14 protein-coding genes are annotated in these 11,010 nt (G+C 73.6%); 3 read left to right on the top strand and 11 right to left on the bottom strand.

What is annotated here, in order from left to right:
• Positions 1 to 47: 47 nt before the first annotated feature.
• From ABZ881_RS10100 to ABZ881_RS10075, 6 genes are all read right to left on the bottom strand, one after another.
• The gene (locus ABZ881_RS10100) at positions 48 to 719 is read right to left on the bottom strand and encodes a GntR family transcriptional regulator (protein ID WP_358483430.1); all 672 of its coding nucleotides are present in this window, start codon (positions 717 to 719) and stop codon (positions 48 to 50) included.
• A 74-nt stretch (positions 720 to 793) separates the two neighbouring features.
• Entirely contained in the window at positions 794 to 1,741 is a 948-nt protein-coding gene (locus ABZ881_RS10095) for a zinc-binding alcohol dehydrogenase family protein (protein WP_358483428.1), read from the bottom strand.
• 2 nt (positions 1,742 to 1,743) lie between these two features.
• On the bottom strand, positions 1,744 to 2,640 hold the full coding sequence (locus ABZ881_RS10090) for a dioxygenase (protein WP_358483426.1): 897 nt from the start codon (positions 2,638 to 2,640) through the stop codon (positions 1,744 to 1,746).
• Complete coding sequence (locus tag ABZ881_RS10085) at positions 2,637 to 3,440, bottom strand: citryl-CoA lyase (protein ID WP_358483425.1); 804 nt, start codon at positions 3,438 to 3,440, stop codon at positions 2,637 to 2,639. The genes ABZ881_RS10090 and ABZ881_RS10085 overlap by 4 nt, the downstream gene beginning before the upstream one ends.
• The gene (locus ABZ881_RS10080) at positions 3,437 to 4,603 is read right to left on the bottom strand and encodes a CoA transferase (RefSeq protein ID WP_358483423.1); all 1,167 of its coding nucleotides are present in this window, start codon (positions 4,601 to 4,603) and stop codon (positions 3,437 to 3,439) included. Before ABZ881_RS10080 ends, ABZ881_RS10085 begins: the two co-directional genes overlap by 4 nt.
• Before the next feature lie 73 nt (positions 4,604 to 4,676).
• Positions 4,677 to 5,486, bottom strand: coding sequence for an IclR family transcriptional regulator C-terminal domain-containing protein (locus ABZ881_RS10075; RefSeq protein ID WP_344026610.1), 810 nt, complete (start codon positions 5,484 to 5,486; stop codon positions 4,677 to 4,679).
• A 199-nt stretch (positions 5,487 to 5,685) separates the two neighbouring features.
• On the opposite strand from ABZ881_RS10075, the gene ABZ881_RS10070 reads away from it, so the two are divergent.
• Entirely contained in the window at positions 5,686 to 7,113 is a 1,428-nt protein-coding gene (locus ABZ881_RS10070; RefSeq protein ID WP_358483422.1) for an amidohydrolase family protein, read from the top strand.
• Positions 7,114 to 7,120: 7 nt separating this feature from the next.
• Positions 7,121 to 7,693, top strand: coding sequence for a dihydrofolate reductase family protein (locus ABZ881_RS10065; RefSeq protein ID WP_358483420.1), 573 nt, complete (start codon positions 7,121 to 7,123; stop codon positions 7,691 to 7,693).
• A gap of 161 nt (positions 7,694 to 7,854) precedes the next feature.
• Here ABZ881_RS10065 and ABZ881_RS10060 read toward each other — a convergent pair whose 3' ends face one another.
• The 3 genes from ABZ881_RS10060 to ABZ881_RS10050 are packed head-to-tail and all read right to left on the bottom strand — an operon-like array spanning position 7,855 to position 9,756.
• Positions 7,855 to 8,352, bottom strand: coding sequence for a hypothetical protein (locus ABZ881_RS10060; protein ID WP_344026604.1), 498 nt, complete (start codon positions 8,350 to 8,352; stop codon positions 7,855 to 7,857).
• 19 nt (positions 8,353 to 8,371) lie between these two features.
• Positions 8,372 to 9,142 carry a class I SAM-dependent methyltransferase gene (locus tag ABZ881_RS10055; protein ID WP_358483418.1) on the bottom strand — a complete coding sequence of 257 codons (771 nt, stop codon included), beginning with the start codon at positions 9,140 to 9,142 and terminating at the stop codon, positions 8,372 to 8,374.
• A gap of 41 nt (positions 9,143 to 9,183) precedes the next feature.
• Positions 9,184 to 9,756 carry a TetR/AcrR family transcriptional regulator gene (locus ABZ881_RS10050; protein ID WP_358483416.1) on the bottom strand — a complete coding sequence of 191 codons (573 nt, stop codon included), beginning with the start codon at positions 9,754 to 9,756 and terminating at the stop codon, positions 9,184 to 9,186.
• Positions 9,757 to 9,841: 85 nt separating this feature from the next.
• On the opposite strand from ABZ881_RS10050, the gene ABZ881_RS10045 reads away from it, so the two are divergent.
• Entirely contained in the window at positions 9,842 to 10,048 is a 207-nt protein-coding gene (locus tag ABZ881_RS10045) for a hypothetical protein (RefSeq protein ID WP_358483413.1), read from the top strand.
• Positions 10,049 to 10,081: 33 nt separating this feature from the next.
• Here ABZ881_RS10045 and ABZ881_RS10040 read toward each other — a convergent pair whose 3' ends face one another.
• On the bottom strand, positions 10,082 to 10,435 hold the full coding sequence (locus tag ABZ881_RS10040; protein WP_358483412.1) for a hypothetical protein: 354 nt from the start codon (positions 10,433 to 10,435) through the stop codon (positions 10,082 to 10,084).
• A 68-nt stretch (positions 10,436 to 10,503) separates the two neighbouring features.
• Positions 10,504 to 11,010: a DinB family protein gene (locus ABZ881_RS10035; protein WP_358483410.1), complete on the bottom strand. Its 507-nt coding sequence runs from the start codon at positions 11,008 to 11,010 to the stop codon at positions 10,504 to 10,506.

Raw genomic sequence — 11,010 nt, 5'->3', positions numbered from 1 at the left:
CGTTACATGCTACTGAGTAGTAAGCAGCATCGTGCCGCGCGCCGCGCTCAGGCCCAGCGCTCCCACTCCCGCCGCCACCCGGCCGGGTCCCCGCTCAGCGCGTCGGCCGTGCTGAGCAGGTGCGCGCGCATCGCCGCGCTCGCCCGCTCGCGGTCGCCGCTCGCGACCGCGTCGGCCACCGCGCGGTGCTCGGCGATGATCTGTTCGGCATCCCGCACGCCCGGCATGCTGCGCCTGCCCTGCAGCGCGATCGCGTCCCGCAGGGACAGCACGATGTCGGCCAGGCGCCGGTTCCCACCGGCCCGCATGATCACGTCGTGGAAGTCGCAGTCGGCCCGGAAGAACGCCTCGGGCTCCGCGGCGTGCGTGCGCATCCGGTCGAGCGTCGCGGCCAGCTCGGCGGCCGGGAAGTCCGGGTCGGCCGCGGCGCGGCCGGTCGCGGCAGGTTCCAGCAGCAGCCGCAGCGTCGAGACCTCGGTGACGTCGGCCTCGGTGCTGTGCACGATGCGGGCACCGCGGTTGCGCTCGATCCGGACCAGGCCCGCGTTCGCCAGCTTCAGCAGGGCCTCCCGGACCGGAGTCCGGGAGACGCCGAACAGCTCGCCGAGCTCCTGCGCCGAGTAGAGGCGGTCGGGTGTCAGCTCGCCGCTGCGGATCGCGTCGCGCACGGCGACGGTGAGCTGGTCGGCCTTGCTGGGCTGGTCGGCGAGCCGTTCCATGACACTCCTTCGCTCGGCGGCGATCCTACGCACCGCCGGGGTGCGGCCGGCCGCCGTCGGCGCGCGGTGCGGCGTCAGGTGACCAGCACGATCCGCCCGTCCGGTGCCCCGGCGGCCTGCCGCTGCCAGCCGGCGGCCGCGTCGTCGAGCGGCCTGCGCTCGTGTGGGAGATCGAGGGTCCCGTCGGCGACGGCGGTCGCGACCGCGCGCAGGGTGGCGGCCCGCTCGGCGGCCGACAGCTCGTTGTTCGTATAGCCGATCACCCGCAGCGACCTGCTGCGCAGCGTCGCCGAGTCGATCGGGCTGGTGTCCCCGGCCGAGCTGCCCAGGTGCACCATCCGGCCGCCCGGGCGCAGCGTGCGCAGCGCCGCCGCGGCGGGGATCCCGAACAGCGGATCGAGCACCAGATCGGCCGCTCCGCCGCAGGCGTCGGCGAGGCTCGCGGTCAGCTCGTCGAGATCGCCGTCCAGGCCGGCCAGCACGTCCGCGCCGGCGGCCCCGGCCCGCGCCCGGGCGACGGGGGAGCGGGCGGCGGCGACCACCCGTGCCCCGGCCGCGCGGGCGAACCGCACCGCGGAGAGGCCGACCACCCCGCCGGCGCCGAGCACCAGGACCGTCTCCCCGGCGACCAGGCCGCCGCGGGCGTGCAGGCAGGCGTGCGCGGCGACCGCGGACAGCCCGGCCGCGGCGACGGCGACCGGATCGGCGGCGTCGGGCAGCTCCACCAGGTCCTCGGCAACGGCGGTGGCGACCGTGGCCATGCTGCCGTCACCGGGGCGCATCCCGGCCGTCGTCGGGAACCAGACGGTCCGGCCGTCCACCCGGCCGACCCCCTGCACGCCGGGGACGTACGGCGTCGCGGGCGCACCGAAGTACGACCTGCCGGACGCGCACAGCAGGTCGAGCGGGGTGATCGGCGCGGCCAGCAGCTCGACCGCGACCTCGCCGGGCCCCGGATCGGGGACCGGACCGTCCCGCACCACCGGCGGCTCGCCCGGCCGTTCGACGAGTACCCGGCGCACGATCAGGCCGGCTGCAGGACGAAGTCGTACCGGGCCTCCAGCCACGGCCGGTCCGAGTGGCCGCCGTCCGGCGTCGGACCGGGGCCGTGCTCGGTGAAGCCGACGACCAGCTCCCGCTTCACACCGAACACGACGTCGGAGTCCAGGTACTCGGCGCCCTCCCGGAACAGGTGGGTGATCAGCGGCTCGAACCCGGGCACGGCGATCAGGAAGTGGATGTGCGCCGGCCGGTAGTAGCTGATGTCGGTGCCGGAGATCAGCGCGCCGACCGGGCCGTCCATCGGGATCGCGTAGCCGAGCGGGGCGATCGTCCGCACGCAGTAACTGCCGTCCGGGCGGGTGGCGTACTTGGCGCGCAGCCGGGCCTCGTCGACGTCGAGCTGGGCCTCGTAGGCGCCGTCGGAGTCGGACTGCCAGACGTCGAGCACCGCCCCGGGCACCGGCGTGCCGTCCAGCGACCGGACGGTGCCGTGCACGAAGAGCAGCTCGCCGGGCAGCCCGTCGGACATGTCCTGGCCGAAGTCGCGGTCCGGCGAGCCGTCGATGTGGAACGGGCCGAGCACGGTCGCCGGGGTGGCCGCCGGGTCGAACCGGTGGTTCTGCTGGACGACGAGCATGGACAGGCCGAGCACGTCGGAGGCGAGGATGAATTCCTCGCGCTTCTCGTCGCTGATCTGCCCGGTCGCGGTGAGCCACTGCACGGCGGCCATCCACTCGGCCTCGGTCAGGTGCGTCTCCCTGGCGAATGCGTGCAGGTGCCGCACCAGGGCGGTCATCAGCTCGGCGGTGCGCGGGTCGTGCGCGGTCGCCCAGCGCGCGGCGGCGACGTCGGTGATCGTGTCCTCGGTGACGGTGACGGTGACGGTGACGGTGGCGGGTTGCGTCGACTGCGATGTCACTGCAGCTCCTCGGGTCGGTACGGACGGGGGTCGACGGAGCGGTTGTTCAGGTCGACCGACAGGAAGATGTCGTTCGCGACCGGATTGCGCAGCTCCTCGGCGAGCTGCCCGACCAGTCCCGCGGTGCGGGCGAGCAGCGCGAAACCGCGCAGCAGCTCCAGTGGCAGGCCGAGATCGGCCAGCGCCGCGCCGCAGACCCCGGCGCCGTTGAGCGGCAGCGTCCGCCCCAGCACCTCGGGATGCACCCGGCCGATCGCGGCGAACAGCCGCAGGTGCGGGCCGGTGAGGCACTCCTCCTCGGCGATCGCGAACAGCCGCGGGGTGCGCGGGTCGCCGTCCTTGTGCACGTGGTGGCCCAGGCCGGGGACGAACCGCTTCGCGGCCCGCTGCGCCCGGACGATCTCCAGCGCGACGGCGTCCCAGCCGGCGTCGTCGACCGGATGCTCGGCGGGCAGCTGGTCGTGCAGGAACCGGCCGCAGTCCTCGGTGACGCCGAGGAACCGGGATCCGCCGCCGAGCAGCCCGGCGGCCAGCGCGCCCTGCACCGAGTCCGGTGCGGACAGGTGGGTGAGCCGGGTGACGATCGCGGTGGGGGTGAACCCGTGATCGGCCAGCGCGGCGAGCACGGCCTCGAAGACCCGCGTCTCACCCCGGGCCGGACGCCGCTGGGTGGCCAGCCAGAACGCCAGCTCGCCGAACCCGACCTCGCCCATCACGTCGTTCGCGAGATCGTGCCCGAGCAGCGTGATGCTGTCCTTGTCGGACGCGCCCAGCGCGGTCTCGTAGATCCGGTCGCTCATCTCTCGCTCAGCCACTTCCGCAGGTCGGCGCCGTGCTCGTCGAGCTGCGGCGGGGGGAGGCGGTACACCGCGGGGGTGGTCGAGAACCGGATCGGGTGCCGGGTCGTCGGGATCGCGCGCTCGCCGTCGCCGACCTCGACGACCGGCTCCAGGCCGAACCGCTCGGCCATCGCGAACCCGCCGTCGATGGTCTGGATCGGCCCGCACGGCACGCCGGCGTCGGTGAGCAGCTCGAACCATTCGACGGCACCGCGCTCGGCGAGCCGCTCGGTGAGGATCGGGCGCAGCGCCTCCCGGTTCGCGGTGCGGTCGGCGTTGCGGGCGAACCGCGGGTCCTCGGCGACGCCGGGGATGCCGAGCACCTCGCAGAGCTTGCCGAACTGCCGGTCGTTGCCGGCGGCGACGATCATGTCGTCGTCGGCGGTGGGCAGCGGCTCGTACGGGAAGACGCTGGGGTGCGCGTTGCCCATCCGGTAGGGCACGGTGCCCGACGCGACCCACGCCGAGCTGTGGTTCACCAGACCGGTCAGTGCCGACGACAGCAGGTTCACCTCGACGTGCTGGCCCTCGCCGGTGCGGTCGCGGTGCCGCAGCGCGGCCAGGATGCCGATCGTCGCGTGATTGCCCGCCATCACGTCGAACACCGAGATCCCGGCCCGGAACGGCGGCCCGTCCGGGTCGCCGGTGAGGCTCATCAGCCCGGACATCGCCTGCACCATCAGGTCGTAGCCGGGCACGTGCGCGCCCGCTCCCGAGCCGAACCCGGAGATCGAGGCGTAGACGACGCCCGGATTGGTCGCGGCGACGGCGGCGTGATCGAGCCCGAACCGGGCCATCCCGCCGGGCCGCAGGTTCTCGATGACGACGTCGGCGCGGCGGGCGAGCTCCTGGGCGTCGGCCCGGTCGTCGTCGTCGCGCAGGTCGAGCGCGATCGACCGCTTCCCGCGGTTGATGCCGAGGTAGTAGGTGGACTCGCCGTCGCGTTCGGGAGGCGTCCAGGAGCGGGTGTCGTCGCCGGCCGGGCCCTCGACCTTGATCACGTCGGCGCCCATGTCGGCCAGCAGCATGGTCGCGTACGGCCCCGCCAGGATCCGCGAGAAGTCGGCCACCAGGATGCCCGACAGCGGTCCGCCGCCTGGCTCCGGTGCTCCGGGGTCGGCCATGAGATCCTCCGTGCTGATCGCGATACGGACAACTGTCCGCTCATGCCGATCGTGGCGCCGGAGGAGATCGTGGTCAAGCCGGGGCGGGCACCGTCACGTGCGGCACGGTCGCCAGCCGGGCGAAGTCGGCGCTGATCTCGCCCGCGGTCTGCAGCAGCAGCGGGAGATGGTGCTCGAGCAGGGTCTCCAGCGGGGTCTCGGCCGCGTGGCAGTTGACGTTGACGCCGGCGATCACCCGGCCCTCGCCGTCGCGCAGCGGGGCGGCGACCGACCGGATGCCGGGCGCGAGCTGCTCGTCGGTGAGCGCCCAGCCGCGCGCCCTGACCTGCCGCAGCTCGGTGTCGCGCTCGGCGCGGTCGGGCTGCCAGCGCGGGGTCAGCCCGGACCGGCTCGGCTCGGCCAGTACCCGGTCCAGCTCGTCCGCGGACAGCGCGGCGAGCTGCACCTTCCCCAGCGAGGTCGGCAGCGCCGGGAACCGGGTGCCGATCTGGACCGCCAGCGTGACGATCTTCGGCACCGCGACCCGGGCCACGTAGACGATGTCCGAGCCGTCCAGCTGGCCGATCGAGCAGGACTCGTTCGTCCGCTCGACGAGCTGCTCCAGGTGCGGGCGGGCGATCTCCCACAGGCCGGTCGAGCGGACGTAGGCGACGCCGAGCTCCAGCACCCGCGGGGTGAGCAGGTAACCCCGGGCGGAGCTGCGGACGTAGCCCAGCTCGGTCAGCGTGATGAGGATCCGGCGCGCGGTCGGCCGGGCGAGCCCGGTGGCGGACGCGACCTCGGCCAGCGTCATCTCCGGCCGGGACGGCTGGAACGCGGTGATCACGTCCAGCCCGCGTGCGAGGGCCTCGATGAAGTCCGGCCCGGTTCCCTCACGTGGCATGGGCTCCCCCTCGTCCGCCGTCCGGCCGCCCACGTTAGCCGGTCCTGTCCGCTCTGCGGACGGGCGTCTCCCGTGCGTGCGCCGGGGCCGCCGGGCGTCCGTTGACACCGCAAGCGGTCTGCGCCAGAGTGACCCGGCCGGAGCCTGTCCGCGTAGCGGACGTCCGTCCGATCAGTGTGGACAGTGAAGGAGCACCCCGATGAGCGACTCGATCGTCCTCCGTGGCGGAACCGTGCTGACGGTGGACGCCCAGCGGACCGTGCTGACCGGCCACGACGTCCTGGTGACCGGCGACCGGATCGCCGCGATCGGGCCGGACCTGGCCGTGCCGGAGGGCACCGAGGAGATCGACGCGACCGGCGGCATCGTCATGCCGGGCATGATCGACACCCACCGGCACATGTGGCAGACCTCGCTGCGCGGCTACGGCGCGGACTGGACGCTCACCCAGTACTTCGTCTGGAACTACCTGGAGTGGGGCAAGATCTTCCGTCCGCAGGACGTCCACGCGGGCAACCTGCTCGCCGCCCTGGAGGCGCTCGAGGCCGGCGTCACCACCACCGTCGACTGGTCGCACGGGCTGCAGACGCCGCAGCACGCCGACGCCGCCGTCGACGCCCTGCAGGCCACCGCCGGCCGGTTCGTCCTCGCCTACGGCAACATCCAGGACGCGCCCGCGAACTGGACCGCCGATCCCGGCTTCCGCGAGTTCGTCGGGCGCCGGATCACCCCGGGCGACGACATGCTCGGCTTCCAGCTGGCCTTCGACGTGACCGGCGACCCGGCGTTCCCGGAGAAGCCCGCCTTCGAGGCCGCCCGCGAGCTCGGGGTGCCGGTCACCACGCACGCCGGGGTGTGGGGCGCCACCAACGACGACGGCATCCGGCTCATGCACGAGCACGGCTTCATGACCCCGGAGACGGTGTACGTGCACGCTGCGACCCTGAGCACCGACTCCTACCAGCGGATCGCCGCGACCGGCGGCTCCGTGTCGGTGTCCACCGAGAGTGAGCAGAGCGCCGGGCAGGGCTACCCGCCCACCTGGGCGCTGCGCGAGCACGGCATCGACGTGTCGCTGTCCATGGACACCTCGATGTGGTGGAGCGGCGACCTGTTCTCCGCGATGCGCGCGACGCTCGGCGCCGACCGCTCCCGCGAGCACCTGGAGGCGCACGCCCGCGGCGACACGGTCACCCACTCCGCGCTGCGCGCCGAGCAGGTCGTCGAGTGGGCGACCCGCGGCGGCGCCCGCGCGATCGGCCGCGAGTCCGACCTGGGCAGCGTCGAGACCGGCAAGAAGGCCGATCTGGTGCTGATCCGCAACGACCACTCGCCGGTCTCGTTCCCGCTGCTCAACCCGCACGGGCACGTCGCGTTCCAGGCGCAGCGCGCCGACGTGCACACGGTGCTGGTGAACGGCCGGATCGTGAAGCGCGACGGCCGGCTGGTCGACGTCGATCTGGCCGCCGTCCGGGCCGCCGTCGGGTCCACCGTGGAGCACCTGCGCGCGACGATGGGTGAGGACGCCTGGCAGGCCGGGATGAACCCGGAGATCCCGGAGACCAAGATCCTCGACAACCCCTACACCTACACCGACTATCGCAGCGGGGCGACGCACCAGGTGTGATGGACCGATGGGGCGACTGCGCTACTCGACGATCATGTCGGCGGACGGCTACCTGACCGACGCCGAGGGCCGCTACGACTGGGCGTTCCCCGACGACGAGGTGGTCGCCTTCATCACCGAGCGCGAGCGCGACGCCGACACCCACCTCTACGGCCGCCGGATGTACGAGGAGATGCGGTCCTGGGAGGACGTAACCGACGTCACCTCGGGCCGGTCGGCGACCGATCTCGAGTTCGCCCGCACCTGGCGGGCCGCGAGCAAGGTGGTGTTCTCCCGGACCCTGACCGCGGTGAGCACCGCGCGGACCACCCTGGAACGCGAGCTCGACCCGGCCCGGGTCCGGGCGATCGTGGACACCGCACCGGGCGACGTCTCGATCTCCGGTCCGACCCTCGCCGCCGACGCGATCCGGGCCGGGCTGGTCGACGACCTCGAGCTCTACCTGGTCCCGATGCTGGTCGGTGGGGGGTTGCGGGCGCTGCCCGACGGCGTCCGGGCCCGGTTGGAGCTCGTGGAGCAGCAGCGGCTCGCGGGCGGGTTCACGTTCCTGCACTACCGGACCCGCCGCACCCCCGCCTGACCCGCCGCACTGCTGCGCCGCACCGCGCCACTGCGCCGCACCGCACCCCGCCCACCGCGCCGCACCCCGGCGCCCGCCGAGATGCACGTCAGCGGGCCGCGAAGATCGACAATTCCCGCTGAGGTGCATCTCGGCGAGTGGAGGGGTGCGAGGCAGGGCGCTCAGGCGGGCGGGCGGTAGCGGTAGCGGGTCTGCCAGACGCACCACGCGACGATCCCCAGCACCAGCACCGTGACGGCGACCCACACCGGTCCGACCGGCAGTCGCGGCGGATCGACCCGCGTCGCGTGCACCGCGGCCACCGGGACCAGCGCGAGGAAGGCGACGACGGCGCCGAACAACCGGCCCATGTCCTCGGCGAGCATCCGCCGCAGTCGCCCGGCCCGCCTCGGATGCATCCAGTACTCCTTGTGCGGCACGCTGACCGCACCGAGCGGGCCCCGGGCGACCAGCGCGTACAGACCCGCCCCGGTCCCGATCATGAACAGGCCGAACAGGGCGCCGAAACCGAGGAACTGGGTGCGGGTGCCGAACCAGGTCGGCGTGCCACCGGCGTCGAAGTGCAGCGGGACGCCGTCCGGCGGCAGCTCCGTCGCGGCCCAGAGCAGTGCGGCGGCGTAGAACACCGATCCGGCGAGAAGCGGGAACCACGGACGCATCGGACGATCGTCGCAAAGGTCAGCGGACGGTCACCGGGCGCCCGTACTCCGACACATGCATCCCGCTCCCCGCCGTGAACGGTTCGCCGCACCATCCGCCGTGCCGTTCGCGCAGTTCCAGACCGGCCAGTCGGGCCATCAGGTCGAGCTCGCTCGGCCAGACGTAGCGCAACGCCAGCGCGTTCGTCGTGATCCCGCCGCCGGAGATCCGGATGTGGCTCTTGTCCACCCGCTGGGTCACCCGGTCGTACCGGCCGACGTCGAGATGCACACCCGTGGCCGACACCCCACCCACCTGCACGTACTGGTCGACCCCGGCACGCCGTTCGAGCCGGTACATCGGGTCGGGTACGACGTTCTCGACGACGAAGACCCCGCCGCGCGTCAGGTGCCGTGCGGCGTTCGCGACGCAGCGCACCTGGTCGTCCTGGGTGGTGAGGTTCATCAGGGAGTTGAACGCGATGAACACCAGCGGGTATCGCCGCTCCAGCACGACGGTCGACATGTCGCCGCGAACCACCTCCGGCTCTGCACCGCCCGGCTTCGCGCGCAGTCGGTCGACCATCGCCTGCGACTGCTCGATCCCATCTACCCGCAGGCCGCGCGCCGCGAGCGGGAGGGCCAGCCGTCCAGTGCCGATCGCGAACTCCAGCACCGGGCCCTCGCCGGCGAGGGTTGCGAGCCGGGCGACGGCGACCTCCTCGTCACCGCGTGGGGCGTCGTCGTAGCGCCCGGCCACCTCGGGGCCGAAGCTGGTGAACGGGTCGAAGTCCATCGGTACGAAGCTCATCGGGGCCGATGTTCGCCGGTCGGGATCGCAGCGACCAGCGATTATCGGTCGGGCGCGAGCCGGTCCAGCATCGCCGCCAGCACCCGGCGGGCCCGGTCGACCGGTGCGCCGTGCAGGGCGACGTCGTGCCCCAGGCCACCGGCGAGCGCGAGCAGCGCGTAGCCGTCGTCCTCCGGGGTGGGGGAGCCGGCGGCGGCGGCGACCTGCACGGCGAGGCCGAGGATCTCGGCGTCGCCGTCGGTGAGGATCGCGCGGGCCCGCTCGTCGACCTCACGCGCGGCGAACGCGGCGTGGATCCGGATGGCGTCGCGGGACTCGGGATGCGCGCCGAGCAGCTCGTCGAGGATCGTCGCCAGCGCCGCCCTCGGGGTGGGCGGGCCGGAGCGGGCCCGCTCCTCGATCCGGTGCTCCATCCGGCGGTGCGAGCGGTCGAGCGCGTGCAGCAGCAGGGCGTCCTTGCTCGCGAAGTAGTGCTGCACGCGGCCCATCGAGATCCCGGCCTCGGTCGCGACCGAGCGCAGCGACACCGCCTCGGTGCCCGCCCGGGCGACGAGCGCGAGCACGGCGTCGGCGATCTCGGAGCGGCGGGCGTCGTGGTCCACGGAGCGGGGCACGACGGCATCGTAGCAATGCGATCGCATTGACGAGGGCGCCGGAGCACTGTTGCAATGCGACTGCATTCCAACAGGGAGGTGCAGGATGAAGGCAGCACAGAACGTCGTCGGCCTGGTGGGGCTGACCCTCGGGATCGCCCCGCTGGTCATGTTCCTGGTCACCGGACGGGTGGGGCTGTGGGGGCCGTTGGGCGTCACCGGTCCGGCGCCGTGGGTCCCGCCGCTGATCGTCGTCGTGGCGGCCGGGAGCACGCTGGTCGTGCTCGACCGGATGGAGCGGACACGCCGGTGATGCAGGCCTGATCCGCCCCGGACCCGGACCGGCTCAGCCTGCCAGCGGCGAGCCGTAGCGGAGCAGGTTGCCGTCCGGGTCGATCTGGGCACCCTCGCGCAGCCCGTAGGAGGCGTCCACCGGGGCGACCGCCCGTCCACCGGGCACGGTCGACCAGCGGGCGTGCAGCTCATCGGCGTCGTCGACGTGCAGGTAGGCGCAGCCGGCGGTGCGCCGCGGATCGTGGTCGGGGTTCACCGTGACGTGCAGCTCCACGCCGTCGAGGACCGCGAAGCCGTACTCGTCGCCGTAGCGCTCGACGGCGAAGCCGAGCGCCCGGTAGTGGTCGAGCCACCGGCCGAGATCGGAGGTGGAGAAGACCGGCGCGACCGAGCGCAGGGTGGACATGAGGTACAGCCTGCCGGATGCACGTGCGGTCCCGGGGCATAACGAGGACCTTGCGAACCCGGGTGCGCTCAGCCGCCCGCGCCGCGCACCACCCGCTCCCGGCCCAGCTCGGCGACGTTCTTCATCAGCTCCGCGTTCGCCCAGGCGATCAGGTGCCCGACGGTGTGCCCGGCCGGCCACGGGAACGTCACCGGCCGGTCGAGATCGGCCCCGTCGAGCGCCACCGTCCAGGCCGCCGCCAGCTCGCGCAGTGCGGCGACCACGCCGTCCGCGCCGCCCGGGTAGGTCACCTCGGAGCGGTCCCGGCGGGGCGCGCCGGACAGCTCGTCCAGCGCGGTGCCCCACCACCACAGCAGGTGCCAGGCGATCCAGGCGCCGGTCGGGGCAGGCGGCGGGTCCGGCTCGGCGTCGCCGTCGGCCGGGAGGTCCGGCGTCCAGGAGCCGTCCGGTCCGCGGTGCACGGTCCAGTGCAGCGGCGCCGGGACCCGGGTCAGGTCGTCGTCGGCCAGCCGTTCCAGGTGGTACTCGCAGAGCGCCCAGGTCAGGTCGAACTGCCAGCGCAGCAGCCCGGCCAC

The sequence above is a fragment of the Pseudonocardia sp. NPDC046786 genome (assembly GCF_040645415.1).
Taxonomy (GTDB): domain Bacteria; phylum Actinomycetota; class Actinomycetes; order Mycobacteriales; family Pseudonocardiaceae; genus Pseudonocardia; species Pseudonocardia kongjuensis.
This window is presented reverse-complemented; position numbering and strand designations above follow the sequence as displayed.

Excerpts from the sequence above, each read along its gene's own strand:
- ABZ881_RS10100 (WP_358483430.1), bottom strand. The coding sequence starts at position 719 with ATGGAACGGCTCGCCGACCAGCCCAGCAAGGCCGACCAGCTCACCGTC.
- ABZ881_RS10080 (WP_358483423.1), bottom strand. The coding sequence starts at position 4,603 with ATGGCCGACCCCGGAGCACCGGAGCCAGGCGGCGGACCGCTGTCGGGC.
- ABZ881_RS10060 (WP_344026604.1), bottom strand. The coding sequence starts at position 8,352 with ATGCGTCCGTGGTTCCCGCTTCTCGCCGGATCGGTGTTCTACGCCGCC.
- ABZ881_RS10070 (WP_358483422.1), top strand. The coding sequence starts at position 5,686 with ATGAGCGACTCGATCGTCCTCCGTGGCGGAACCGTGCTGACGGTGGAC.
- ABZ881_RS10055 (WP_358483418.1), bottom strand. The coding sequence starts at position 9,142 with ATGAGCTTCGTACCGATGGACTTCGACCCGTTCACCAGCTTCGGCCCC.
- ABZ881_RS10040 (WP_358483412.1), bottom strand. The coding sequence starts at position 10,435 with ATGTCCACCCTGCGCTCGGTCGCGCCGGTCTTCTCCACCTCCGATCTC.
- ABZ881_RS10075 (WP_344026610.1), bottom strand. The coding sequence starts at position 5,486 with ATGCCACGTGAGGGAACCGGGCCGGACTTCATCGAGGCCCTCGCACGC.
- ABZ881_RS10085 (WP_358483425.1), bottom strand. The coding sequence starts at position 3,440 with ATGAGCGACCGGATCTACGAGACCGCGCTGGGCGCGTCCGACAAGGAC.
- ABZ881_RS10045 (WP_358483413.1), top strand. The coding sequence starts at position 9,842 with ATGAAGGCAGCACAGAACGTCGTCGGCCTGGTGGGGCTGACCCTCGGG.
- ABZ881_RS10065 (WP_358483420.1), top strand. The coding sequence starts at position 7,121 with ATGGGGCGACTGCGCTACTCGACGATCATGTCGGCGGACGGCTACCTG.